The organism is Serinicoccus kebangsaanensis, assembly GCF_008919445.1.
Classification (GTDB): Bacteria; Actinomycetota; Actinomycetes; order Actinomycetales; family Dermatophilaceae; genus Ornithinicoccus; species Ornithinicoccus kebangsaanensis.
Genome location: NZ_VSLG01000001.1, coordinates 239806 through 263769, shown reverse-complemented (window position 1 = coordinate 263769; position 23964 = coordinate 239806). Strand labels below are relative to the sequence as shown.

General features: G+C 72.6%; 24 protein-coding genes and 1 riboswitch. Of the genes, 17 read left to right on the top strand and 7 right to left on the bottom strand.

Annotated features, from left to right (window positions below):
• Nucleotides 1–86: 86 nt before the first annotated feature.
• Together FXF60_RS01275 and FXF60_RS01270 are read left to right on the top strand one after the other, a co-directional pair.
• Nucleotides 87–1727, top strand: a complete 1641-nt coding sequence (locus FXF60_RS01275; RefSeq protein ID WP_238335627.1) for a BCCT family transporter — start codon at nucleotides 87–89, stop codon at nucleotides 1725–1727.
• A 24-nt stretch (nucleotides 1728–1751) separates the two neighbouring features.
• Entirely contained in the window at nucleotides 1752–2726 is a 975-nt protein-coding gene (locus FXF60_RS01270; RefSeq protein ID WP_151523429.1) for a nucleoside hydrolase, read from the top strand.
• A gap of 50 nt (nucleotides 2727–2776) precedes the next feature.
• Here FXF60_RS01270 and FXF60_RS01265 read toward each other — a convergent pair whose 3' ends face one another.
• A complete protein-coding gene (locus tag FXF60_RS01265; RefSeq protein ID WP_151523428.1) occupies nucleotides 2777–4027 on the bottom strand; it encodes an aspartate aminotransferase family protein in 1251 nt (416 codons plus the stop codon).
• Nucleotides 4028–4144: 117 nt separating this feature from the next.
• On the opposite strand from FXF60_RS01265, the gene FXF60_RS01260 reads away from it, so the two are divergent.
• Complete coding sequence (locus tag FXF60_RS01260) at nucleotides 4145–5596, top strand: NAD-dependent succinate-semialdehyde dehydrogenase (RefSeq protein ID WP_238335626.1); 1452 nt, start codon at nucleotides 4145–4147, stop codon at nucleotides 5594–5596.
• Here FXF60_RS01260 and FXF60_RS01255 read toward each other — a convergent pair.
• Together FXF60_RS01255 and FXF60_RS01250 are read right to left on the bottom strand one after the other, a co-directional pair.
• A complete protein-coding gene (locus tag FXF60_RS01255; protein ID WP_238335625.1) occupies nucleotides 5584–6306 on the bottom strand; it encodes a GntR family transcriptional regulator in 723 nt (240 codons plus the stop codon). The two genes, FXF60_RS01260 and FXF60_RS01255, sit on opposite strands and share 13 nt — an antisense overlap.
• Entirely contained in the window at nucleotides 6303–7067 is a 765-nt protein-coding gene (locus FXF60_RS01250; protein WP_151523427.1) for a maleate cis-trans isomerase family protein, read from the bottom strand. Before FXF60_RS01250 ends, FXF60_RS01255 begins: the two co-directional genes overlap by 4 nt.
• An 86-nt stretch (nucleotides 7068–7153) precedes the next feature.
• Here FXF60_RS01250 and FXF60_RS01245 point away from each other — a divergent pair, with 86 nt between their 5' ends.
• Nucleotides 7154–10021: an FAD-binding and (Fe-S)-binding domain-containing protein gene (locus tag FXF60_RS01245; protein ID WP_151523426.1), complete on the top strand. Its 2868-nt coding sequence runs from the start codon at nucleotides 7154–7156 to the stop codon at nucleotides 10019–10021.
• Between the two features lie 12 nt (nucleotides 10022–10033).
• On the opposite strand, the gene FXF60_RS01240 is transcribed toward FXF60_RS01245, so the two are convergent.
• The 4 genes from FXF60_RS01240 to FXF60_RS01225 are packed head-to-tail and all read right to left on the bottom strand — an operon-like array spanning nucleotide 10034 to nucleotide 14470.
• Nucleotides 10034–11218, bottom strand: a complete 1185-nt coding sequence (locus FXF60_RS01240) for a M20 family metallopeptidase (protein WP_151523425.1) — start codon at nucleotides 11216–11218, stop codon at nucleotides 10034–10036.
• Entirely contained in the window at nucleotides 11215–12429 is a 1215-nt protein-coding gene (locus FXF60_RS01235) for an aminotransferase-like domain-containing protein (RefSeq protein WP_151523424.1), read from the bottom strand. The genes FXF60_RS01240 and FXF60_RS01235 overlap by 4 nt, the downstream gene beginning before the upstream one ends.
• A complete protein-coding gene (locus FXF60_RS01230) occupies nucleotides 12426–13646 on the bottom strand; it encodes a M24 family metallopeptidase (RefSeq protein ID WP_151523423.1) in 1221 nt (406 codons plus the stop codon). The genes FXF60_RS01235 and FXF60_RS01230 overlap by 4 nt, the downstream gene beginning before the upstream one ends.
• The gene (locus tag FXF60_RS01225) at nucleotides 13643–14470 is read right to left on the bottom strand and encodes a maleate cis-trans isomerase family protein (RefSeq protein ID WP_238335624.1); all 828 of its coding nucleotides are present in this window, start codon (nucleotides 14468–14470) and stop codon (nucleotides 13643–13645) included. Before FXF60_RS01225 ends, FXF60_RS01230 begins: the two co-directional genes overlap by 4 nt.
• 66 nt (nucleotides 14471–14536) lie before the next feature.
• On the opposite strand from FXF60_RS01225, the gene FXF60_RS01220 reads away from it, so the two are divergent.
• The 13 genes from FXF60_RS01220 to FXF60_RS01160 all read left to right on the top strand — a co-directional run bounded on the left by FXF60_RS01220 (nucleotide 14537) and on the right by FXF60_RS01160 (nucleotide 23805).
• On the top strand, nucleotides 14537–15532 hold the full coding sequence (locus FXF60_RS01220) for a D-2-hydroxyacid dehydrogenase (protein ID WP_151523422.1): 996 nt from the start codon (nucleotides 14537–14539) through the stop codon (nucleotides 15530–15532).
• The gene (locus FXF60_RS01215; RefSeq protein ID WP_151523421.1) at nucleotides 15529–16977 is read left to right on the top strand and encodes an amidase; all 1449 of its coding nucleotides are present in this window, start codon (nucleotides 15529–15531) and stop codon (nucleotides 16975–16977) included. Before FXF60_RS01220 ends, FXF60_RS01215 begins: the two co-directional genes overlap by 4 nt.
• Entirely contained in the window at nucleotides 16974–17489 is a 516-nt protein-coding gene (locus FXF60_RS01210; protein WP_151523420.1) for a DUF3830 family protein, read from the top strand. Before FXF60_RS01215 ends, FXF60_RS01210 begins: the two co-directional genes overlap by 4 nt.
• Before the next feature lie 26 nt (nucleotides 17490–17515).
• Nucleotides 17516–18004, top strand: a complete 489-nt coding sequence (locus FXF60_RS01205; protein WP_151523419.1) for a hypothetical protein — start codon at nucleotides 17516–17518, stop codon at nucleotides 18002–18004.
• A 52-nt stretch (nucleotides 18005–18056) separates the two neighbouring features.
• Nucleotides 18057–18692 (top strand): CDP-alcohol phosphatidyltransferase family protein, encoded by a 636-nt coding sequence (locus tag FXF60_RS01200; RefSeq protein WP_151523418.1) that lies wholly within the window; start codon nucleotides 18057–18059, stop codon nucleotides 18690–18692.
• Nucleotides 18689–19606 (top strand): DUF881 domain-containing protein, encoded by a 918-nt coding sequence (locus FXF60_RS01195; protein WP_151523417.1) that lies wholly within the window; start codon nucleotides 18689–18691, stop codon nucleotides 19604–19606. The genes FXF60_RS01200 and FXF60_RS01195 overlap by 4 nt, the downstream gene beginning before the upstream one ends.
• Complete coding sequence (locus FXF60_RS01190) at nucleotides 19603–19935, top strand: small basic family protein (protein WP_151523416.1); 333 nt, start codon at nucleotides 19603–19605, stop codon at nucleotides 19933–19935. Before FXF60_RS01195 ends, FXF60_RS01190 begins: the two co-directional genes overlap by 4 nt.
• A gap of 1 nt (nucleotide 19936) precedes the next feature.
• A complete protein-coding gene (locus FXF60_RS01185; RefSeq protein ID WP_151523415.1) occupies nucleotides 19937–20752 on the top strand; it encodes a DUF881 domain-containing protein in 816 nt (271 codons plus the stop codon).
• 68 nt (nucleotides 20753–20820) lie between these two features.
• Nucleotides 20821–21210, top strand: a complete 390-nt coding sequence (gene gcvH, locus FXF60_RS01180; protein ID WP_151523414.1) for a glycine cleavage system protein GcvH — start codon at nucleotides 20821–20823, stop codon at nucleotides 21208–21210.
• A 93-nt stretch (nucleotides 21211–21303) separates the two neighbouring features.
• Entirely contained in the window at nucleotides 21304–21765 is a 462-nt protein-coding gene (locus FXF60_RS01175) for an FHA domain-containing protein (RefSeq protein ID WP_151523413.1), read from the top strand.
• Nucleotides 21762–22562 (top strand): transcriptional regulator FtsR, encoded by an 801-nt coding sequence (ftsR, locus tag FXF60_RS01170; protein ID WP_238335623.1) that lies wholly within the window; start codon nucleotides 21762–21764, stop codon nucleotides 22560–22562. Before FXF60_RS01175 ends, ftsR begins: the two co-directional genes overlap by 4 nt.
• Nucleotides 22563–22622: 60 nt before the next feature.
• Nucleotides 22623–23117, top strand: a complete 495-nt coding sequence (locus FXF60_RS01165; RefSeq protein WP_151523412.1) for a bifunctional nuclease family protein — start codon at nucleotides 22623–22625, stop codon at nucleotides 23115–23117.
• A gap of 97 nt (nucleotides 23118–23214) precedes the next feature.
• A complete protein-coding gene (locus FXF60_RS01160; RefSeq protein ID WP_151523411.1) occupies nucleotides 23215–23805 on the top strand; it encodes a MerR family transcriptional regulator in 591 nt (196 codons plus the stop codon).
• Between the two features lie 58 nt (nucleotides 23806–23863).
• Nucleotides 23864–23960: riboswitch (glycine riboswitch) on the top strand.
• Nucleotides 23961–23964 lie beyond the last annotated feature (4 nt).

Here is a 23964-nt window from a genome sequence, read left to right as displayed (position 1 = left end):
CGAGTGTCAGGCTAGCCATGCCGTGAATGTCTCGCTATGGTCAGATTGTCAACAAAAAGACAAAATCTAGCCCTAGGGAATTCACCGTGGACGCACTTGCCCAACGCCTCGGGTTGCGCACCAACCCGCAGATCTTCTTCACGTCGGCCGGCCTCATGGTCCTCATCCTGGCCCTGCTGCTGCTCTTCCCCGCGAGCATCGGTGACGGCTTCGCCGCCGCGCGGACGTGGGTGACGACCAACCTAGGGTGGTTTTTCATCTTCGGCGTCACCGTCTGGCTGGTCTTCCTGATCTGGATCGCCAGCAGCAAGTACGGCGACCTCAAGCTCGGCAAGGGGGACGAGGAGGCCGCCTACACGCGCACCTCCTGGTTCACCATGCTGTTCGCCGGAGGCATCGGCACCGTGCTGATGTTCTGGGGCGTCGCCGAGCCCATCTCGCACTTCACCACCCCGCCCTTCCCGGGCGTCGAGCCCTACAGCGCGCAGGCGGCCGAGGACGCGATGAACGTCGCGCTCTACCACCTCGGCCTGCACACCTGGGCCATCTTCACCCTGCCCGGTCTGGCGTTCGGCTTCTTCATCTACCGCTACGACCTGCCCATGCGGGTCAGCTCGGTGTTCTACCCCTTTCTCAAGGAGCGGATCCACGGCCCGATCGGCAAGACCATCGACGTCTTCGCCGTGCTCGGCACCCTCTTCGGTCTCGCGGTCAGCCTGGGCCTGGGCACCTCCCAGATCAGCGCCGGGCTCTCCGAGCTGACCGGTGTCGGCGACAGCGTCTTCATCCGGGTCGTGGTCATCACCGTGCTCACCGCGGTCGCGACCGTCTCGGTCGCCGTGGGGCTGGACAAGGGGATCAAGCGGCTGTCCAACCTCAACATCGGGATGGCGGTCGGCATGATGATCTTCGTCCTGTTCACGGGCGGCGCCACGGTCTTCCTGCTGCGTGAGCTGATCGAGAGCGCCGGCAACTACTTGGCGGCGCTGCCGTCGCTGGCCTTCTGGAACGACGCGCTGGCCAACGCCACCCAGGCCGACGGATGGGGCTGGCAGGCCGGCTGGACCGTCTTCTACTGGGCCTGGACCGTGACCTGGGCGCCGTTCATGGGCGTCTTCCTGGCGCGGATCTCCCGTGGTCGCACGGTGCGCGAGTTCGTCGGCGGGGTCCTCGTGGCGCCTTCGCTGTTCACCCTCATCTGGTTCGTGATCTTCGGCTGGTCCGCCATGAACATCGACGGCATCGGTGGAGACGGTGGGCCCGTGTCGGCCGCCGTGGCCGAGAGCGTGCCGCTCGCGATGTTCACCTTCTTCGAGAACTTCCCCCTGACCACGCTGATGCAGGGTCTGGTGGTCGTCATCGTCGCGCTCTTCTTCGCGACGTCGGCCGACTCCGCGGCCCTGGTCATCGACATGCTCTGCAGCGGTGAGAACGAGGAGGGACCCGTCGCTCAGCGCGTCTTCTGGGCGGTCTGCCTCGGTGCCCTCGCGGCCCTGCTCATCGTGCTCGGCGGCGACGAGGCCCTCCCCGCCCTGCAGGAGGTCATCACCGTGGTCGGGCTGCCCATCTTCATCCTGGTCTTCGCGATGATCCCGGCGCTCTTCGTCGGGCTGAAGTCGGAGAAGCGGCGGGTGGCGCGCGGCGACGAGAGCGTCACCCCGCAGGAGGAGATCAACCGGGACCCGGAGGAGGCCGACCGGGAGCCGGAGGAGACGCCCACGGCCTGACCCGGTCGTGCGAGGATCCGGTCCATGGAGAAGATCATCCTGGACTGCGATCCCGGTCACGACGACGCGATCGCGATCCTCCTGGCCGCGGCGAGCCCGGCGATCGAGCTGCTCGGGATCACCACCGTGTCGGGCAACCACGACGTCGACCACACGACGCGCAACGCCCTGGCGACGTGCGCCGTCTACGGCATCGAGGTCCCCGTGGCGCGGGGGGCTTCCCGCCCGGTCGTGGCCGATCAGGTGCTTGCCATCGAGATCCACGGGGAGACCGGGCTCGACGGTCCGGTGCTGCCGCCGGCGACCTTCGACCTGGACGAGCGGCACGCGGTCGACCTCATCGTCGACACGGTGATGTCACACGAGCCGGGCACGGTCACGCTGGTGCCCGTCGGCCCGTTCACGAACATCGCCCTCGCGGCGCGCAAGGAGCCGCGCATCGTGGACCGGGTCAAGGGCGTCGTCTGCATGGGAGGTGCCCTCACCCGCGGCAACATCACCCCGGCGGCGGAGTTCAACGTCTATGCCGACCCGCACGCCGCGGACATCGTCCTCCGGGCCGACTGGGAGGTGACCATGTTCGGCCTGGACCTGACCCACCAGGCTCAGGCGACGCCCGAGCTGCAGGAGCGGGTCCGGGCGGTGGGTGGTCCGGTCTCGACCTTCGTCCTCGACATCTGGGACTTCATCGACACCACCCACGGTGGCCTGCTGCAGCTGGCCCACCCGGCGATCCACGACGCCTGTTGCGTCGCGGCCCTGATCGACCCCACCATCTTCGCGACCGAGAAGGCTGACGTCCGGGTCGAGGTCGCGGGCCGGTGGACCACCGGGATGACGGTGTGCAACTTCGAGCGGATGGGCGGGATGCGGCACTTCGGCGGCACGGCCCGCGACCAGGTGGACTTCCGGCACACCGTGGCCACCGAGATCGACCACGACCGCTTCTGCGACCTGATCGTGGACTCGGTGCAGCGCCTCACCGCCGGACTGGGGTGAGCGGGCACCTGCACGTGTCGTCGACCCGGGCGGGCGGGTGACGTGAGTGCTCAGAGCACGTCGGCGAGCGTCTTCTCCCAGGCGTCCCCGGCCTCGTCCACCTGCTCCTCGGTGACCACGAGGGCGGGGATGAAGCGCACCACCTGCGACCACGCGCCGCAGGTGAGCAGCAGCAGCCCGTGGTCCGCGGCCGCCCGCTGGGCGCGGGCGGCGGTCTCGCCGTCCGGCACGCCGTCCGCCGTGCGGAACTCCGCACCGAGCATGAGCCCCAGACCGCGCACGTCGGTGATGGCGGTATGCGCGTCCGCGGCGGCCAGCAGCCGACCGCGGAGCTGCTGGCCGCGGGCCGCGGCGTTCCCCACGAGGTCCTCCCGCTGCATCACGTCCAGCGTGGCCAGGGCGGCGGCGCAGGCGACCGCGTTGGCGCCGTACGTGCCGCCCTGGGACCCGGGCCAGGCACGGCTCATCAGCTCCTCGGAGGCCGCGATCCCGGACAGGGGGAAGCCCGAGGCGATCCCCTTGGCGGTGATGAGGACGTCGGGCGTGACGCCGAAGTGCTCGTGCCCCCAGAACCTCCCGGTCCGCCCCCACCCGGTCTGCACCTCGTCCAGGACCAGCAGGATGCCGTGCCGGTCGGCCCGCTCGCGCAGACCGGCCAGGAACTCGGCGGAGGCGGGGACGTAGCCGCCCTCGCCGAGCACCGGCTCGACGAGGAAGGCGGCGGTGTCCTGCGGGGAGCTGATGGTCTGGAGCAGGTAGTCGAGCTCGCGCAGCGCGAAGGTGGTGGCCTCCTCCTGGCTCCAGCCGTAGTGGGTGGGGTGGGGGAAGGGCGCGACCGCGACGCCGGGCATGAGCGGCGCGAACCCGGAGCGGAACTTGGTGCCCGAGGTCGTCATCGACGCCGCCGCGACCGTGCGCCCGTGGAAACCCCCGTGGAAGGTGATGACGTTGGGCCGGCCGGTCGCCTGCCGCGCCAGGCGGAGCGCGGCCTCGACCGCCTCCGAGCCCGAGTTCACGAAGAACATCGAGTCCAGCCCCGTCGGCAGCACCTCCGACATCCGGTCCACCAGGTCCAGCAGCGGCCGGTGCATGACGGTGGTGTACTGCGCGTGGATGATCTTGGCGACCTGCTCGGTCGCCGCTCGCACGACGTCGGGATGGGCGTGCCCCGTGCTGGTCACGCCGATGCCGGCGGTGAAGTCGAGGTATCGGTCGCCCTGCTCGTCCCACAGGACCGCGCCCTGGCCGCGGTCGGCGATGACGGGGGTGGCCTGTTTGAGCAGCGGGCTGAGGTGCGCCACGGTCGGCTCCTGACGTTGGTAGATTGTCGACAATCTGAACGTACCGCAAGGAGGTCGATCGTGGGCAACGGGCAAGCAGAGGCTGAGGCAACGACGAGGGCAGGTGCGTTGCACCGGGTGCCGACCGACCTGTTCATCGCCGGGGAGTGGGTGGGAGCCGAGACGGGGGAGCGCTTCGACGTGCTCGATCCCGCCACCGGGCAGGCGGTCGCCAGCGTCGCCGACGCCGGACCCCAGGATGGTCTGCGCGCGCTCGAGGCGGCCGCGCAGGTGCAGCCGGAGCTGGCGGCCACGTCACCGCGCCAGCGCGCCGACTGGCTGAACGCCGCATACCAGGCGGTCATGGACCGAGCCGACGAGCTGGCGCTGGTGATGACCCTCGAGATGGGCAAGCCGCTGGCCGAGGCCAAGGGCGAGGTGACCTATGCCGCGGAGTTCCTGCGCCACTTCGCGGAGGAGGCGCTGCGGATCGACGGCGGCTACCAGACGGCTCCCGCGGGCAACGCCCGCTTCCTGGTGATGCGCCAGCCGGTCGGCCCCTCGCTGCTCATCACGCCCTGGAACTTCCCGATGGCCATGGGGACCCGCAAGATCGGTCCGGCCCTCGCCGCCGGCTGCACCAGCGTCATCAAGCCGGCCCAGCAGACGCCGCTGTCGATGCTGGCACTGGTGCAGATCCTGGACGAGGTGGGAGTGCCCTCCGGCGCGGTCAACGCGGTCACCACCACCGGGGCGGGGGCGCTGATGGAGCCGATGATCCGCTCCGGGCAGGCGCGCAAGCTGTCGTTCACCGGGTCGACGAAGGTGGGCAAGGTGCTGCTCGAGCAGTGCGCCGAGCGGGTGCTGCGGACGTCCATGGAGCTCGGTGGCAACGCACCCTTCATCGTCTTCGACGACGCCGACCTGGACGACGCCGTCGCCGGGGCGATGGCCGCCAAGATGCGCAACATGGGCGAGGCCTGCACGGCGGCCAACCGGATCTACGTGCAGGAGTCGGTGGTCCAGGAGTTCGGGCGTCGGCTCGCGGCCGAGATGGGCGGGCTGTCGGTCGGGCCGGGCACGCGCGAGGACGTCACGGTCGGTCCGCTGATCGACCAGGCGGCGCAGGACAAGGTCGCCGAGCTGGTGCAGGACGCGGTCGACGGTGGTGCCGAGGTGCTCACCGGGGGGACGGTGCCGGAGGGTGAGGGCTACTTCTACCCGCCGACGGTCCTCACCGGGGTCTCGCCGCAGGCCAGGATGGCCAGCGAGGAGATCTTCGGGCCGGTCGCCCCGCTGACCCCCTTCACCTCTGAGGCCGAGGTGCTCGGGCTGGCGAACGACACGCCCTACGGCCTGGTGTCCTACGTCTACACCCGGGACCTCGACCGGGCGCTGCGGATGGCCGAGGGGCTGGAGTCCGGGATGGTCGGGCTCAACCAGGGCGTCGTGTCCAACCCGGCGGCCCCCTTCGGCGGGATCAAGGAGTCCGGCCTGGGGCGTGAGGGCGGCTCGGTCGGCATCGACGAGTTCCTCGAGATCAAGTACGTCGGCATCGCCGGCCCGCGACCAGCGGATCAGGAGGGCTGAGGTCCGCCCGAGTCGTCGGTGAGGCTGCCCGCGGTGGACCCTGTGAGCCGCTGCAGCGCGTCCAGCATGTGCTGCACGATCAGCGCGTCGGTATGCCGTGGATCCCCGGCGCCGAGGGACCGGGCGATCTCCCGGTGCTCCCCGACCCGCGCCTCGTCGACCGCGTAGGTCGGCTCGAGCAGGTGGATGCACATCCGGGTCTCGGTGAGCAGGGTCGCGTGGATCCGGGACAGGTGCGGGCTGTCCGCGTGCTCCACCAGGACCTGGTGGAAGTGGATGTCCGCCAGGCTGACGGCGCGCACGTCGCGGACGGCGGCGGCCGCCGCCATCTCGTCGACGACGGCCAGCAGCGCCGCGGACGTGTCCGCGGAGCACGTCTCGTGGATGCGGCCGCCGGCCGCGCGCTCGATGGCCGCGCGGGCGAGGTAGAGGTCGCGCACCCGGGCATCGGTCATCTCCACGACGAACAGGCCCCGGTTGCGGTGCGCGACCAGCAGCCCCTCCTGGGTCAGCCGCTGCAGCCCCTCCCGCAGCGGGCCCCTGCTGACCCCCAGGCGCGCGGCATACTCCACCTCGCCCAGCTGGCTGCCCGGCGCGATCTCACCCTGCGCGATGGCCTCCCGGATCCGGGAGGCGACCATGCTCGGTGTGGACTCGCGGGGGACCGGGTGCAGTGCGGGCGTCGTGCTGCGCTGTGCGTGCATGGTCATGCCCTCGCCCCTGTCGACGACGTGCTCCCGCGCTCCTGGACGTCGGCCTCGAAGAGGCGACCGAGGCCGGGTGCGGCGGGGACCGCGCCGACCAGGCCGAGGCCGGCGTGGACGGTCACCTGGTTGGCGGTGAGCACCGTGGTGCCGAGCTCGGTCTCCAGCTCGGTGATCCACCGGAGGGTGTGCATGGCGGTGTCCGGGACGAGCACCGCCTCCGCACCGACCCGGTCGACCCCGCCGGCGAGGCGCAGCACCTCCTCGCGACCCAAGGTGCCCACCTCGGCGGCGGTGACGATGTCGTGGCTGCCCATGGCGGTCACCGTGATGCCGGCGTCGCCGAGGAAGGTGACGAACGCCTCTGCGACGTCCTGCGGGTAGGACGCGGCCACGGCCACCCGGGTCAGCCCGAGCACCCGGCAGGCCCGCACGAAGGCGAGCGACGTGGAGGTGGTGGGCAGCCCGGTGTGCGCCGCCAGCCGGTCCACCTGTCGGCGCGCGCCGTCGGTGCCGAAGACGAAGCTCCCGGAGGTGCAGGCCCACACCACGGCGTCGCAGCCGTGCGGCAGCTGGTCCGCCCCCTCGGCGAGCCGCCCGGGGCCGCCGAGGTCGAGCAACGCGTCGACGCGGTGCGCGTCCTCGCCGACGCTGGTGTGCACCAGCGGCAGCGAGAGCTGCTGGCCGTGGGTGCGCAGGTGCTGCTCCACCCACGGGTAGTCGTCCTCCGCGCTGTGGCCGGGATAGAGGATCCCGATCGTGCTCATGCACCACGCCCCTGTGGTCGGTGGCCCTGCCTGTGGGCGGGCCGGGAGATGCTTAGATTGTAGACAATCACGGCGAGGAGGGCAGGATGGCGTACGACGTGGCCGCGCTCGGTTGGTCCCTGGACGCCCAGGTGCGGGGCACGGTCCGGCAGGACCCGCTCGGTCGGGCGCTGTATGCCACGGATGCGTCCAACTACCGCGTCGTCCCGGACCTGGTCGTCCTGCCGCGGGACGAGGCGGACCTCGTGGCGGCCCTGGGCCTGGCCCGTGAGGCCGGGGCACCGGTGGCGCTGCGGGGGGCAGGGACCTCGATGGCGGGCAACGCGCTCGGTGGCGTGGTGGTCGACGTGTCCCGCCACCTGGACGCGATCCTCGACCTCGACCCCGTCGCCCGGACGGCGACGGTGCAGCCCGGTGTCGTGCTCGGCCACCTCGTGGCCGCCGCGCGGCCGCACGGCCTGACCTTCGGCGCCGACCCCTCCTCGGCCAGCCGCTGCACCCTCGGCGGGATGATCGCCAACAACGCCTGCGGGGCACACTCGGTGGCGTGGGGGACCACGGCGGACAACGTGCGCAGCCTGCGGGTCCTCACCGCGGACGGTGCGCAGGCCCGGCTCCGGGCGGGCACCCAGGGGCCCGTCGACCCCTCGGTCGCCTCGATCCACGGTCGGCTGGGTGAGCTGGGACGCGACAACGCCACCCTGATCGGGCGGCGGTTCGGCACCTTCAGCAGGCAGATCTCCGGGTATGCCCTCCAGCACCTGCTGCCGGATCCGGGCGTCGACCTGGCACGGCTGCTGTGCGGCAGCGAGGGCACCCTGGCGACCACGCTCGAGGCCACGGTGGACCTCGTCCAGCCGCCCCCGGCCGTCGTCCTGCTCACCCTCGGCTTCCCGACCGCCGTCGCGGCCGCGCGCAGCGTGCCCGTGGTGCTCCCGCACCAGCCGCTGACGATGGAGTCGATCAACGCGACCCTGGTCGAGCGACTCCCGGACGACACCCGGCGCGCGGCCCGGGCGGCCGGCCTGCCGGAGGGCCAGATGTGGCTGCTCGTCGAGGTGGGTGGTGCGGACGAGGCGGACGCGCGCGCCCGCGCCGACGCGGTGGCCGAGGCGGTGCGCGACGGCATACCCCACAGCACGGCCGCCGTCGTCACCGAGCCGGGTGCGCAGGCCGTCCTGTGGCGCTGCCGACGTGACGGCACCGGCCTGGCGACGCGCCGCGCCGACGGCGCCGAGGCGTGGGCGGGCTGGGAGGACGCGGCGGTGCCACCGGACCGGCTGGGGGACTACCTGACCGGCCTGGACGACCTCATGGGGCGGTTCGGCTACTCCGGTGCCTCCTACGGCCACTTCGGCGAGGGCTGCATGCACATGCGCATCGACTTCGACCTCGTCTCCGACGCGGGCGTGCGGGCCTACCGCTCGTTCGTGGAGCAGGCCACGGATCTCGTCGTGTCCCTCGGGGGCTCGGTCTCCGGGGAGCACGGCGACGGCCGCGCCCGCGGGGGTCTGCTGGAGCGGATGTACGGCGCCGACAGCACGGCGCTGTTCGCCCAGGTCAAGGCTGCGTGGGATCCGGAGGGGAGGCTCAACCCCGGGGTGGTCGTCGACCCTCCCGCCGTGGACACGGCGCTGCGGCAGCACGGTCACGCGGAGGGCTTCCCGGAGCGGACGAGGCTCGCCTTCGCGCAGGACGCCGGCAGCTTCGCGCAGGCACAGCGCCGGTGCGTCGGCGTCGGCAAGTGCATCCAGACCTCGGGTGGCGTCATGTGCCCCAGCTACCAGGTCACGCGGGACGAGACCCACTCCACGCGGGGCCGGGCGCGGGTGCTCTTCGAGATGATGGAGGGCGACGTCATCACCGACGGGTGGCGCGCCGAGGAGGTGCGCGAGGTCCTCGATCTCTGCCTGTCCTGCAAGGGGTGCGTCGGGGACTGCCCGGTCAACGTCGACATGGCGAGCTACAAGGCCGAGTTCACCCACCAGCACTACCGCGGCCGACCCTGGGCCAGGCCCCGGTCGCACTGGTCGATGGGCTGGCTCCCGCTGCTGGCGAGAGGCGCCGCGCTGGCCCCGTCGGCGACCAATGCGGTGACCGGCTCGGCGGCAGCGGGCCTGCTCAAGCGGGCCGGGGGCATCGCTCCCGGCCGAGCGATCCCTCGCTTCGCGGACCGGCCCTTCACCCGGTGGTTCCGGCGGGAGCACCGGCCGGCCCGCGGGGAGGGCCGCCCCAAGGTGCTGCTCTGGCCGGACACCTTCACGACCTATCTCTCGCCCGACGTCGGCCGTGCCGCGGTGCGCGTGCTGGAGGACGCCGGGCTGGAGGTCCACCTGCCGCGGGGCCCCGTGTGCTGCGGCCTGACGTGGATCTCGACCGGTCAGCTGGGAGTCGCGGGCCAGGTGCTCAGCAGGTCCCTGGCCACCATCGGGCCGGCGCTGCGGGCAGGGGCCACCGTCGTGGGGCTGGAGCCGAGCTGCACCGCCGTCTTCCGGCACGAGGCGGTCGACCTGCTTCCCGACGACCCGCTCGCCGGCCTGGCGCGCACGCAGGTGCGCACCCTCGCCGAGACCCTCGCGGAGCACGCACCTGACTGGGCGCCGCCGCGCCTGGACCGGGACGCGCTGGTGCAGGTGCACTGCCACCAGCACTCGGTCCTCGGCTTCGACGCCGACCGGGCACTGATGGAGCGGGCGGGCATCCGGGCCCAGGTGCCCGACTCCGGCTGCTGCGGGCTGGCGGGCAACTTCGGCTTCGAGGACGGCCACGAGGACATCTCCCGCCAGGTGGGCGAGCGGGTGCTCGCGCCGATGGTCCGGGCGGCGGAGCCGACGACGGAGGTGCTGTCCGACGGGTTCTCCTGCCGCACCCAGATCGCCTCGCTCACCGACCGCCGCGGGCGGCACCTCGCCGAGCTGCTCGCCGACGGCATACCCCGGCGCGGCGCACCGTGAGGCGGCGGCCGGTCAGCCCAGCATCCGCACGATGGTGAGGGCGTAGGCACGCGCCGCCAGCAGCAGGTCCTCGACGGCCACCGACTCGTCCGGCCGGTGCGCCTGCTCGGTGACCGAGCCGGGCCCCTGCACGACGACGGGTATGCCCCACGCCTGGGCGACCAAGCCGCCGTCGCAGGCCGCGGTCCAGCCCTGGACCGCCCCGGGTGCCCTTCCGGCGTCCACGACCGCCGCGTCGCACGCCCGCACCAGCGCCTCCTGCGGGTCGGTCTCGAAGGCGGGCATGTCCATCGGCGAGCACACGCTCCAACTGAGCCCCTGCGCCTCCAGGTCCAGCTCCGCCAACCGGTCCCGCACCGTGTCCAGCACCGGCCCGATGGGCTCACCCGGCAGCAGCCGCCGGTCGACCTCCAGCGTGCAGAGGTCCGGGACGGCCGACCCGGAGATGCCGCCGGTGATGACGCCGACGTTCACCGTGGCGGGACCGACCAGCGGGTGGGCGTCCGCCGCGAGCTCGGCGTGCCAGCGGTCCAGGTCCGCGACCACCCGGGCGGCGCCGCTGATCGCGTTGCGGCCGTCCGAGGGCCGACCGGCGTGGGCGGACACGCCGCGCACCTCGATGTGGAGGTAGGACGCGCCGCGCGCCGCGACGACGGTGGCCAGGTCGGTCGGCTCGGCGACGACGCAGCCGAGCAGGTCCGGCGCGGCCTGGGCGATCAGGCTGCGGATGCCGATGCCGTTCTGCTCCTCGTCGCAGACCGCGTCCAGGAGGACCGGTCCGGAGAGCTGCACACCCGCCTCGCGCACGGCGGCCATGGCGACCAGCACCGCGGCCAGTCCTCCGAGCATGTCGGCGCTGCCCCGGCCCACCAGGCGTCCGGCCACGACCTGACCGGCATACGGGTCGTCGCTCCAGTCGTCCAGGTCTCCCGGGGGCACCACATCGGTGTGTCCGAGGAAGAGCAGGCCGGGCCCGGGTCCGGCTGCCAGCCTGCACCGCACGTTCGGGCGCCCGGGCTCCACCGCGACGGTGTCGACCTCGAGGCCCAGCACCCGTGCCGCCTGGGCCAGGACGGTCGCGGTCGCCTCCTCCTCGCCGGGCGGGTTCGCGCCGGGTGCCCGGATGAGGTCCTGCGCCAGTGCCACCAGCCGGTCCTGCGCCAGCGCCCCCAGCACCGCCTGCTCGGCGTCCCTCACGCCCCGACCGCTTCGACGGCCCGGGCCAGTCGTGCCACCCCTTCGTGGATCCGGTCGGGGGGAGTGGAGGCGAAGCACAGCCGGAGGTCGTGCGGGAAGCGCCGCGCCGGGGAGAAGGCGTTGCCCGGGATGTAGGCCACGCCCTCGGCCAGGGCGGGCTCGAAGAGCGCCTCGGTGTCGAGGTCGTCGCCGAAGGACACCCAGAGGAAGAACCCGCCCTCCGGGTCGGTCCAGGTCGCGCGCCCGGAGAAGTGCTCGGTCAGGGCCGCCTGCATGGCCTCCTTGCGGCGACGGTACTCCTCGCGCTGGGTGGCCAGGTGCTGCTCCAGGTGGCCGGCGCGGAGGAACTCGGCCACCAGCCGCTGCGCGGGCAGGTTGGTGCACGTGTCCATGGACTGCTTGGCGTGGATCAGCAGCTGCCCGAGCGCCGGGTCGGCATCCACCCATCCCACCCGCAGACCGGGGGCGATGATCTTGGAGAAGGTGCGGACGGAGAAGACCAGCGGGTCGCCGGCGGCCAGCTCGTGCAGGCTGGGGACCGGGTCGCCGGCGAAGCGCAGCATGCCGTAGGGGTCGTCGTCGAGCACCATGCTGCCCCAGCTCCGGGCCAGCTCCAGCAGCTCCTGGCGCCGGGCGAGGGACATCGACGTGCCGGACGGGTTCTGGAAGGTGGGGACCGTGTAGATGAGCTTGGGCGTGCGGCCGGCCCGCTCGACGGCCGCACGCAGCGCGTCGATGGACATCCCCTCCTGGTCCACCTCGATCTCGGCGAGCTCGGCCTGGTAGGCGAGCGCCGTGGCGCTGCCGTTGGTGTAGGTCGGGGACTCCACGGTCACCAGGTCGCCGGGGTCGACGAACAGCTTGGCCGCCAGGTCCAGGCCCTGCATGCCTCCCGCGGTGATGGTGAGCCGCTCCTCGGACGTCTCGTCGGTGGTCCCGGCGAGGGTCTCCAGCAGGGCGCTGCGCAGGCCGGGGTCTCCCTCGGTGGCGGCGTAGTCGAAGGCGTCGGCGCCGCTCAGGCTGCTCCGTGCGGCCTCGCCCAGCTGGGCGGTGGGTATCGCCTCGGCCGCCGGGCTGCCCATCGCGAAGCGGACGATGTCGTGGGTCTGCCTGGCCAGCAGCGACGTGCTGGAGTCGATGACCGACCCGACCAGGAGGTCGGCCCGGGTGGCCAGCGGCAGCGCGGTCGCGGCGGTCGTGTGGGAGGTCATGCGTGGATCACCAGTCCTTGGTCGAGGGGGGCGAGCAGTTCCGGTCCCGCGTCGGTGACGAGCACCGACTCGGAGGTCTCGTAGCCCCAGCCGTCCATCCACATCCCGAGGATCATGTGGAAGCACATCCCCGGGGCCAGGGTCGTGGGGTCCTCGGCGCGGAGGCTGACGGTGCGCTCCCCCCAGTCGGGGGGATAGCCGATGCCGATCGAGTAGCCGATCCGGGAGTCCTTGCGCAGCCCGTGCCGGGTGAGCTCGGCGGTGAAGGCCGCGTGCACGTCGGCCGCCGTCGCGCCGGGGTGCATCGTCCGCAGCGCCTGCTCCAGCGCCAGACCGGTGGCTTCGGCGGTCTGCGCGAGCCGGTGCGGCGGAGGGCCCAGGCTCACCGTCCGGGCGAGCGGCACGTGGTAGCGACGGTGCACACCGGACAGCTCGATCGTGGTGGCCTCGCCCCGGCGCAGCGGTTCGGCCACCCAGGTCAGGTGCGGCGTCCCCGCGGTCTCACCCGTGGGCAGCATGGGCACGATCGCCGGGTAGTCGCCGCCGAGCGCCTCGGTGCCGTGCGCCTGCGCCTGCTGGATCTGCGCGACCACGTCACACTGCCGACGTCCCTCCCGCAGCGCCTCGACAGCGGTCGTCATGGCGCGGACGGTCACCTCTCCCGCGGCGCGCATGAGGGCGATCTCGGTGTCGGACTTCACCACCCGCAGCCAGTTCACCAGCTCACGGCTGTCCACCAGCCGGGCCTCGGGCAGGGTGCCTCCGAAGGCGAGGAAGGCACGGGGGGAGAAGAAGTGGGCGTCGAGCTCCATCGCGACGGTGCAGCGGCCGGGTGGCAGGGCTCCCACCTCGCGGCCGGTGCTCGCGATCCACTCCCACGGGTGGATGTCGTGCCGGTGCACGTAGTGCTCCGGGTATCCGTGGATCCGCTCCCGGGGGAGCGTCGCCGTGTGGTGCCCGCCCTTGGCGTCCATGGCCCGCAGGACGAGGTGCGCCTCGCCCTCGGCGGGCACCAGCAGCGCCTGCGGCATGTAGAAGGACCAGGCGTTGTAGCCGGTGAGGTAGTACAGGTTGGCAGGGTCGGTGACCACGAGCGCGTCCAGCTCGCGTTCGCGCAGCACCTGCTGGGTGCTGGCCATCCTGCGCTCGTGCTCGGGCCGGAGCGTGTGCGGGTGCGCCGTCTGTGCGGCGTCGGTGATCTCGGTGAGCTCGCTCATGTCCGCCCCTCGCCGTCGAGCCGGCTGATCGTGCCCTCCGCACCCACGGCGGGCTGGTGCTCCAGCAGCACCTGGCCGGGGCCGACGGCGGTCAGACCGACGGCTCCGAGCGCCTGCCAGAGGGTGACCTGGTTGGCGCTCAGCACCGGTATGCCCAGCTCGGCCTCCAGCGGGGCGAGGATGTCGTAGGTGCGCAGGTTGGTGCAGGAGATGAACACGGCCTCGGCGCCGGCGCGGACGGTGCGTCGCACCAGGTCGGCGGTGACGGCCTCGGGCACGGTCCAGATCTCACCGACCAGGCCCAGGTGGCCGGTGCCCACGACCTCGAGCCCGGCCTGGGCGAGGAAGCGTCCGAGGCTGTCGGTGACGGACTCGTCGTAGGGGGTGACCACGGCCACGCGGCGCACCCCGAGGGCGCGCAGCGCGGCCACCGCGGCCCCGCTGGTGGTGACCGCGGCCGGTGCGCCGGCCTCGACGATGGCCTCCCGGAGCGCGACCTCGCCGTCGACCCCGGCGACGAAGCTGCCCGAGGTGCAGCCGTAGGCCACGACCGAGGGAAGCACGGTGGACAGGTCGTGGGTGGCCTGGCTCACGGCTCCCGGGGCCCGGACGGCGCGTGCCTGCGCCATGCCCACCGGGAGGGGCAGGTGCGGTGTGCGGGTGAGGTGCAGGGTGGCGCCCGGCCGGCACCAGCGCCACAGCTCCCGGTCCAGCGCGAAGTCGTAGGGGACCACCACGCCGATCCCAGGCTCTCGCAACGCCCTCTCCGACCCGGAGAGACCGTCGGCCCGCGTCCGCCCGGACGTCGCCACGCTCTCGTGCACCTGCACCACGATGCCCGACGAAGCAGATTGTTGACAATCCGACACGGCCTTTCTAGCGTCGCGCCTGTGACCGGACCTCGCCCGCGTGTGGTGGTGCTGACCGCCCCTGGCCTCGACCCGCCGACCCAGCTGCGCGACGTGGCGGACGAGGTGGAGGTCTGCGTGGTGCACGCCGACGGGCTGTCCCAGGCGCTCCGTGGCGCCGAGGTGCTGCTGCTCTGGGACTTCTTCTCCTCGGCCGTGCAGGACGCCTGGCCCTGCGCCGATGACCTGGAGTGGATCCACGTCGCCGCCGCCGGCGTGGACTCGCTGCTCTTCGACGAGCTCCGCGAGTCGTCGGTCCTGGTGACGAACGCGCACGGCGTCTTCGACCGCCCGATCGCCGAGTTCGTGCTCGCGAGCGTGCTGGCACAGGTCAAGCGGCTGCACGAGAGCATGCAGCTGCAGCGGGAGCACGCCTGGCGGCACCGGGAGACGACGCTGCTGCGCGGGCAGCGGGCGCTGGTGGTGGGGACCGGCGGGATCGGCCGGGAGATCGCCCGGCTGCTCGCAGCCGTGGGATGCGAGGTGCGGGGGGCCGGTCGTCGCGAGCGCGACGACGACCAGGACTTCGGCCGGGTCGTGCGCAGCGACGAGCTCGCCGAGCACGTGGGGTGGGCCGACCACGTGATCAACGCCACGCCGCTCACGCCGGCCACCCGGGGGCTGCTCGACGCCGAGGTGTTCGCGGCGATGCGACCCGGGGCGCACGTCGTCAACATCGGTCGCGGCGCCAGCCTGGTGGAGGCCGATCTGCTGCAGGCCCTCGCGGCCGGTCACCTCGCCGGTGCCTCGCTGGACGTCTTCGAGAGCGAGCCGCTGCCTGCCGGGTCACCGTTGTGGGACGCCCCGGGACTCGTGGTCTCCGCGCACCTGTCCGGTGACGTCGTGGGGTGGCGCGACCGGCTCGCCGAGCAGTTCGTCGGCAACCTGCGGCGGTGGCTCGCGGGCGAGCCGCTCGCCGGCGTCGTCGACACCGGCCTGGGTTACGTCCCGGGCGGGGCCGGGCCGGTGGAGCCATGAGTGTCGGGCGTCCTACGGTCACCGAGCTGTCGGCGGGCTTCGCCGAGGGGAGCCGCAGCCCCGTCGAGGCGACCGAGCAGGCGCTGCAGGCGATCGAGCGCCTGGACCCGTTCGTGCACGCCATGGTCCTGGTGGACCCGGACGGCGCCCTGCGGGCGGCGCACGAGGCGGCCGCGCGCTGGGCGGCGGGCACGCAGCTCAGCCCGGTGGACGGCATACCGACCACCATCAAGGACATCCTGCTGACCCGTGGTTGGCCGACCCTGCGGGGGAGCCTGCTCATCGAGGAGGGTGGACCCGATGACTGGCCGGAGGACGCACCCGCGGTGGCTCGGCTGCGGGCGGCCGGGTGCGTGCTGCTGGGCAAGAACAGCACGCCCGAGTTCGCGTGGAAGGGCGTCACCGACTCGCTCCGGCACGGCCCCACGGCGAACCCGTGGGACCCCGCCCTCACCGCGGGCGGGTCGAGCGGGGGAGCAGCGACCGCGGTCGCGCTCGGGATGGGTGCCTGGTCGGTGGGCACCGACGGCGGCGGTTCGGTGCGGATCCCGGCATCCTTCACCGGCACGGTGGCGCTGAAGCCCACCTACGGACGCGTCCCGCTGTTCCCGGCCAGCCCGTACGGCACGCTGGCCCACGCGGGTCCGATGACGACCTGCGTGCCGGACGCGGCGCTCATGCTCGACCTCATCGGGCAGCCGGACCCTCGCGACTGGTCCGCCCTGCCCGCGCCGCCGGTCTCCTTCCGTGAGGGCCTGGAGGAGGGCGTCGCCGGGCTGCGGGTGGCGCTCTCGCCCCGCCTCGGCCTCGACGTGGACAACGACCCCGAGGTGGAGGCCGCGGTCCTGGGGGCCGCGGAGCTGCTGGCCGCCGCAGGTGCGCACGTGTTCGAGGTGGACCCGGGCATCCCGGACTCCGTGGACGCCTTCCACACCCTGTGGTTCAGCGGGGCGGCCAAGGTCATCGAGGCCTACGGCGAGGGCGCCCTGGACCGGGTGGACCCGGGGCTGCGCGAGGCGGTGCTGCGGTACGGCGTCGACGCCACCGCGGCCGACTACCTGGACGCGACCGCGGTCCGGATGGAGCTGGGCCGGCGGATGGGGATCTTCCACGAGAGCTACGACGTCCTGCTGACCCCGACGATGCCGATCCCGGCGTTCGACCTGGAGCACCAGGCGCCGGGTGGGCAGGACGTGCTGTGGACCTCCTGGACGCCGTACACCTACCCGTTCAACATGACCCAGCAGCCGGCGCTCTCGGTGCCGTGCGGGCGCACCGCAGACGGCCGGCCCGTCGGTCTGCAGGTGGTCGGACCCCGCCACGCGGACGCCCTGGTCCTGCGGGTGGGCCGCGCCGTGGAGCTCGCCGTGGACGGGCGTCAGGCGGCCGAGCCGACCGGTCCGAAGCTCCCACCGCTGCTGTCGCACCCCCAGGAGGGACCATGAGCAGGTTCATCACCATCACCCTCGAGCAGCGCGGGGTGACCTGTCGGGCACGGTTGCTCGACGAGGAGGCGCCGCGCACCTGCTCGGCGGTGTGGGACGCGCTCCCGGTGAGTGCGCAGGTCTACCACGGCAAGTACGCCCGCAACGAGATCTACACGCTCGTCCCGCACCCGGGCCGGGAACCCGGCGCGGAGAACACGACGATCACCCCCATCCCGGGCGACGTGTGCTGGTTCACCTTCGACGGGGACCAGCTCGGCAATGCTGCCTACGGCTACGAGACCCAGGACGAGCACCGGGCGGCAGGCCACGGTGATCTGGTCGACCTGGCGGTCTTCTACGGGCGCAACAACCTGCTCGTCAACGGCGACCAGGGCTGGGTGCCCGGCAACGTCTTCGCGGAGATCGTCGACGGGCTGACGGAGATGGCCGCCGCCTGTCAGGACCTGTGGATGGGAGGTGTCCGGGGGGAGCGTCTCACCTTCGCCCGCGCGGACCCGCCGCAGGGGTAGCCAGCGCGCGTTGGTAGCGTGAGGTGATGTCACGGACGTGGACCTGGGTCGCGGTGCTCTTCGCCGCCGGGGTGGTGCTGTCGCTGCCGCAGGTGTGGCTCTGGCGTCCGACACCGGACACGCCGCTGGCCACCGGCGTCTATCTGGCCTCCGGACTCACCTACCACCTCGCCGGCATGCTCATGGGGGTCTCGGCCATCGCCGCGGCCCTTCTCGTCGCCACCCGCACCGGAGTCCTGACCGTCCGGCACCGTCCGGGTGCGAGGCTGCTCTGGTGGGGGATCGCGCTGGTGGTCCTCGGTCTCCTCGGTCCGTTGCTGGGCCAGGGGCTGGTGCGCGGTGAGCAGGGCGGCGGCATGGTCGAGCCCGCCTGGGTCCTGACCCAGGTGACCTCCTGGGTGGCGATTCTCGGCTACGGCCTGATCGCCGGGTGGCTCGTCTCGCGACCGGACCCGCGCGGCGGCACCGACGACCGTCGGTCGGACTCGGTGAGAGACCCGTCACAGATGCGGTGAGCGGCGCGTCGGCGCGCTCGGGACGCGGCGGTGAACGCCTAGACTCCGGCGTATGACGGGCGTCCAGGGGGACAGGTCCGGTCAGGTCGAGCAGCACCGGGTGCTGCCGGTGACCGACCGGCTCTGGACGGTGCCCAACCTGCTGTCCATGATCCGCCTGCTGCTGGTCCCGGTCTTCGTGTGGGCGCTGCTCGAGCGGCAGTTGGGGTGGGCCGCCCTGGTCCTCGTCGTCGCCGGCGCATCGGACTTCGCGGACGGCAAGATCGCCCGTCGCTACGGCCTCACGAGCAGGCTCGGCCAGGTGCTGGACCCGATCGCCGACCGGCTCTACATCGCCGCCACGGTGGTCGGTCTCGCGGCCGTCGACGTCATCGGCTGGTGGCTGGTCGCGGTCCTCTTCGCCCGGGAGACGTTCATCGTGCTCCTCTACCCGGTGGTGCGCCGGTACCGGCTCCCGATCCCGGAGGTCACCTTCATCGGCAAGGCGGCCACGTTCAACCTGCTCGGCGGCTTCCCGCTGCTCCTGCTGGGGCAGGTCGACGGCTGGTGGACCGTCGTCAGCCTCGCGTGCGGTTGGGCGCTGGTGTGGTGGGGGACGGTCCTCTACTGGATCACCGGCCTCGCCCACGGCTGGCAGGTCGCGGACATGGTGCGGCAGCGGAGGCGGGCGGGGGTGGTCGGCGGATGAGGCTTCCCCGCGCGCAGGCCGATCCCAACCCGGCCGCCTCGATGGCGCTCCTCGATGAGGTCCTCGACCCACCCCTCGGACCGGGCTACCACTCGGCGGCCCGGTCCCGTCAGGACGCCGGACTCCCGGCCTCGTCGGGGACGCGCACCTGGCTCATGTTCGGCACCACCGTGGTCCTCGGTGCGGTGCTCACCATGGCGGCGACCACGTTGCGCGCCCCGGACCCGGCCGAGGCCGCGGGCCGGGCACAGCTCATCGACCGCATCGAGGCGACCGAGATCCGCGGCGACGAGCAGAGCCAGCTCGTCGACGCCCTCCGCGCCGACGTGCGCGAGCTGGAGCAGCAGGCCCTCGTGGCCGAGAGCGGTGGCTCGGGCGACCAGATCGCCGGCGCCGCGCTGATGGCCGGTGCCGTCGCCGTCGTCGGGCCAGGCGTCGAGGTCACCCTGCGCGACGCGGAGCAGCCGGCCGACAGCGCACCCGGCGAGGACGTCGAGCCGGAGCGCATCACCTCCCGCGACCTCCAGCTGGTCGTCAACGGGCTGTGGCGGTCGGGCGCCGAGGCGATCTCGGTGAACGGCCACCGGTTGACGAGCACCTCGGCCATCCGGTTCGCCGGCGAGGCCATCATCGTCGACTTCCGCGGGTTGACCCCGCCCTACACCATCCTGGCGATCGGTCCACCGGACGAGCTGGCGGGTGAGCTGACCTCCGGGCCCACCGGTGCCTACCTGGACGAGATCGCGCGTCAGTTCGACCTCCCCTCCGACGTCGTGACCGCGGACGAGATCACCGTCGCCGCCGGGTCACGGCTGACCACCCGGGTGGGGACCGTCGCCACCGGTGAGGCACCCCCCGCGCCCACCCCGGGCGTCCTGCCCAGTCGTCGACCCGTGGGGGAGGAGCCCCGATGATCCCCGTCCTCGGCCTGGTGGTCGGTGTCGTCCTGGGTCTGGTGATCAGCCCCGAGGTGCCGACCTGGCTGCAGCCCTACCTCCCGATCGCCGTCATCGCCGCCCTGGACGCGGTGTTCGGTGCCGCGCGCGCCTCGCTCGAGGGCATCTTCAACGACCGGGTCTTCGTCATCTCCTTCCTGTCCAACGTCGTCGTCGCGGCCCTCATCGTCTTCCTCGGCAACCAGCTCGGTGTCGGTGCACAGCTGTCGACCGGCGTGGTGGTGGTGCTCGGCCTGCGGATCTTCTCCAACGTCGCGGCCATCCGCCGACACCTCCTCGGTGCCTGACGTGGCGGACCGGGAAGAGGACGCGGGACCCGCGCCGGCGTCGGCGTCCTCCCGTCGGCCCCGGCTGCGTCGCCGGGCGGCGCCCACGCAGGCCGAGGCGCGGCGCAGGCTGCGTGCCTTCGGGCGGTTCCGGCCCACCACCGGCCAGCTCGTGGCGGCCGTCCTGACCGCCATGCTCGGTGTCGCGCTGGTGGCGCAGGTGCGCGTCACCGAGCAGGCCGGGCTGGAGCAGCTGCGGGAGACCGAGCTGGTGGCCCTGCTGGACGACGTCACCAACCGGGCGAACGCGCTGCGCGAGGAGGTGGACCAGCTCGAGGAGGACCGCACCCGCCTGCTCGGCGCGGAGGGGGACGCGGCGGCTGCCGAGGCGGCCCGGCAGCGGCTGCAGTCGTACCAGATCCTGGCCGGCACGGTGCCGGTCGAGGGCCCGGGCATCACGGTCCTGGTCGACGACGGAGGCTCGGTCGTCACCCAGACCATGCTGCTGGACGGCATCCAGGAGCTGCGCGACGCCGGCGCCGAGGCGATCCAGATCGGCACGGTCCGCGTGGTGGCCTCGTCCTACGTGAGCACCGACGACGAGGGCCGGGCGCTGCTGGACGGGCAACCGCTGGGGTCGCCGTACACCATCACCGCGGTGGGCGACGCGCATACCCTCGCCGGTGCCATGGCCATCCCGGGCGGCTTCTCCGACTCGCTGCGCAGCGCGGGGGCGGCGGTCACCGTCGTCGAGGCGGATTCGGTGGTGATCGATGCGTTGCACGAGCCGATCGAGGCTCGTTACGCTCAGCCTGTGCCGTCGACCGGGACCCCCTAGGTTCCCCTGGCGAGGGACGACGCCGTCCCGTGCGGGTCGGCGTACACGTATTCAGTCCGAGGAGAGCGATGAGCAGCCTGCAGTACCCCGACGACCTGCGCTACACGAGCGACCACGAGTGGATCCGGGACGTCGGAGACGGGGTCGTCCGGGTCGGCATCACCGCCTACGCGCAGGACGCGCTCGGTGACGTCGTGTACGTCTCCCTCCCGTCGGTGGGTGACCAGGTCGCGGCGGGCGACTCCTGCGGCGAGGTCGAGTCGACCAAGTCGGTGAGCGACATCTACGCCCCGCTCGCGGGCGAGGTCACGTCGGTCAACGAGCTGCTCGACGCCACGCCGGAGCTGGTGAACACGGACAGCTACGGAGACGGGTGGATGTACGAGCTGACGCTCGCCGACGCCTCTGTCCTCGACAACCTCATGGACTCGGCCGCCTACGAGGCGCAGCTCGACTGAGGTGTCGGTCACCTGACGTAGAGTTGAGTCCATCGACCAGGCCGTCCGTCGGAGGCCCAGGTCGGCCAACCCACCGACGAGGAGGTCCGCACCGTGAGTGGTGAGAATCGTGACCGTGAGCACCACGACCAGGGCTCCGACCCCACCACGGCACGGATCCCCGGAGGCGCGGACCTGCCCGCGGCCGAGTACACCTTCGACGACGAGGCCCCACGGCTGTCCGCGGACGACCAGCGCACGGTGGACGCGCTGCGTCCCGGCACGGCCCTGCTGATCGTCCTGCGCGGGCCGAACACCGGAGCCCGGTTCCTGCTGGACGCCGACGAGGTGACCTCCGGCCGGCACCCGCACAGCGACATCTTCCTCGACGACGTCACGGTCTCCCGGCGGCACGCGCAGTTCGTCAAGGAGCAGGAGGGCTACGCGGTGCGCGACGTGGGCTCCCTGAACGGCACCTATGTCAACCGTCAGCGGATCGAGGAGATGCCGCTCAACCAGGGCGACGAGGTGCAGATCGGGAAGTTCCGGCTGGTCTACTACCGCGGCCGCTCGTGAGCTCAGCCGCTCAGGAGCACGCCGGCGGTCCACCGCCCGGCGGCCCGACCTCCGGCGCCGGGGTGTCCATCGGCGCGGTGCTGCGGGAGCTGCAGGGGGACTTCCCGGACCTGACGATCTCCAAGATCCGCTACCTCGAGCAGGAGGGCCTGATCAGCCCGGACCGGCGCGCGTCCGGCTACCGCCTGTTCACCGACGCGGACACCGCCCGGCTGCGCTTCATCCTGACCGCCCAGCGGGACCGCTTCTGGCCGCTGAAGGTCATCAAGGACGCGCTGGACCGGCTCGACCGCGGGCTGGACGTCCCCGGGCTGACCGGTCCCACGCCGCAGGCGAGCCCCGCGGCTCCGGCCCCCGCGCCGGAGCCGGAGCCGGCGACCCACGCGCCGGTCGCCGACCTCAGCGCCTCGGCGCTGCGCCGCCGCCGCTCGGTCCGTCTGTCGCCGCCCGAGCTGCGCGAGCGCACCGGCCTGGACTCTGCCGCGTATGCCCAGCTCAAGGCGTTCGGGCTGCTGCGCACCGACTCCGGCGGCAAGCACCACGCCGACGACGTGGACGTGGCAGAGGCCGCGGTGGCACTGGCGAGGTTCGGGCTGGAGGCGCGGCACCTGCGGCTGTTCCGCGTGGCGGCCGACCGGGAGATCGGGCTGACGCAGCAGCTGCTGGAGCCGTTGCGCCGGCGCCGCGCCCGCGGTGCGAGCGGACCGGACCCGGCCGAGCGCGAGGCGGAGCTGCTGGCGCACACCCTCTCGCTGCACGTGGCCCTGGTCCGTTCCGGGCTGAACCAGACCCGCTGAATCCTGGCCGGGGCGCGTTCCAGGTCCCTGCCGGCCGGGGTGGGCGGTACCGTGGTGAGGGTGAAAGAGCTCGACGTGCTCGGTGTCCGGGTCGAGATGCCGACCAACAGCCCCATCGTCCTGCTGCGCGAGCGTGACGGGCAGCGGTACGTCCCGATCTGGATCGCCGCCCCGGAGGCGACGGCCATCGCCTACGCGCAGCAGGGGGTGGAGCCCCCCCGTCCGCTGACCCACGACCTCATGGTCACCATCATCGAGGCGCTGGGCCGGCGGCTGGAGCGGGTGCACATCACCGAGCTGCAGGAGGGCATCTTCTTCGCCGAGCTGCACTTCGACGGTGAGACGGTCCTGTCCGCGCGGCCCTCGGACGCCATCGCGCTCGCGCTGCGGGCGGCGACCCCCATCCTCACCACCGAGGAGCTGCTCGACGAGGTCGGCGTGACCATGGCGGTCGAGGAGGAGGACGAGGTGGAGCGCTTCCGCGAGTTCCTGGACGAGGTGTCCGCCGAGGACTTCGAGTCCTCGTCCGATCGCGGCGAGGAAGGACAGGACTGATGTCCCGGCGTGGCGTCGTTGACCAGGGGTCGGCGTGCGCATACCGTCACCTTGTGCACCACACGAGTCACACGAGTCACAACATCGAGGAGGACCGGTGAACGCTGGAGCAGATGCGCCGGGCGGACCCACCGGTCACCAGGGTCAGGAGAGCCCGTCCCAGGGTCTGCTCTTCACCGATGACACGGCGGCCCTCGACGACGGCATCGGCTACCGCGGCCCTACGGCCTGCGGTGCGGCCGGCGTGACCTACCGGCAGCTGGACTACTGGGCCCGCACCGGCCTGCTCGAGCCGTCGGTGCGCAACCCCTCCGGCTCGGGGACCCAGCGGCTCTACAGCTTCCGGGACATCCTGGTGCTCAAGATCATCAAGCGGCTCCTCGACACCGGCGTGTCGCTGCAGCAGATCCGGGTGGCCGTCACCGCGCTGCGTGAACGGGGTGTGCAGGACCTCGCCCGCATCACGCTGATGAGCGACGGGGCCAGCGTCTACGAGTGCACCTCCGACGACGAGGTCATCGACCTGGTGCGCGGGGGTCAGGGCGTCTTCGGGATCGCCGTCGGCAGCGTGTGGCGCGAGGTCGAGGGACAGCTGGCGCAGCTGCCGAGCGAGCGGGCCGAGGATCTGCCGGGCGACCACCCGGGGGACGAGCTGTCCGCGCGGCGCCGGGCCCGCAAGACCTCCTGAGGACGCCGCCGGCCGACCCGGTCAGGACCGGACCGGGCTGCTAGATTGGGATCGCCGACGACGTCGCGTGGGAGAGTCCTCTCCGGTATGCGGTGAGGCGCCGAAGGGGCATCCTCCCCACCAAGCTCTCAGGCGCCCAGGACCACGCGGAGCAGGCAA

Coding starts and splice junctions, on each gene's coding strand:
- FXF60_RS01270 (WP_151523429.1), top strand. CDS start 1,752: ATGGAGAAGATCATCCTGGACTGCGATCCCGGTCACGACGACGCGATC.
- FXF60_RS01255 (WP_238335625.1), bottom strand. CDS start 6,306: ATGACCATGCACGCACAGCGCAGCACGACGCCCGCACTGCACCCGGTC.
- FXF60_RS01250 (WP_151523427.1), bottom strand. CDS start 7,067: ATGAGCACGATCGGGATCCTCTATCCCGGCCACAGCGCGGAGGACGAC.
- FXF60_RS01245 (WP_151523426.1), top strand. CDS start 7,154: ATGGCGTACGACGTGGCCGCGCTCGGTTGGTCCCTGGACGCCCAGGTG.
- FXF60_RS01235 (WP_151523424.1), bottom strand. CDS start 12,429: ATGACCTCCCACACGACCGCCGCGACCGCGCTGCCGCTGGCCACCCGG.
- FXF60_RS01230 (WP_151523423.1), bottom strand. CDS start 13,646: ATGAGCGAGCTCACCGAGATCACCGACGCCGCACAGACGGCGCACCCG.
- FXF60_RS01215 (WP_151523421.1), top strand. CDS start 15,529: ATGAGTGTCGGGCGTCCTACGGTCACCGAGCTGTCGGCGGGCTTCGCC.
- FXF60_RS01210 (WP_151523420.1), top strand. CDS start 16,974: ATGAGCAGGTTCATCACCATCACCCTCGAGCAGCGCGGGGTGACCTGT.
- FXF60_RS01205 (WP_151523419.1), top strand. CDS start 17,516: ATGTCACGGACGTGGACCTGGGTCGCGGTGCTCTTCGCCGCCGGGGTG.
- FXF60_RS01200 (WP_151523418.1), top strand. CDS start 18,057: ATGACGGGCGTCCAGGGGGACAGGTCCGGTCAGGTCGAGCAGCACCGG.
- FXF60_RS01195 (WP_151523417.1), top strand. CDS start 18,689: ATGAGGCTTCCCCGCGCGCAGGCCGATCCCAACCCGGCCGCCTCGATG.
- FXF60_RS01190 (WP_151523416.1), top strand. CDS start 19,603: ATGATCCCCGTCCTCGGCCTGGTGGTCGGTGTCGTCCTGGGTCTGGTG.
- gcvH (WP_151523414.1), top strand. CDS start 20,821: ATGAGCAGCCTGCAGTACCCCGACGACCTGCGCTACACGAGCGACCAC.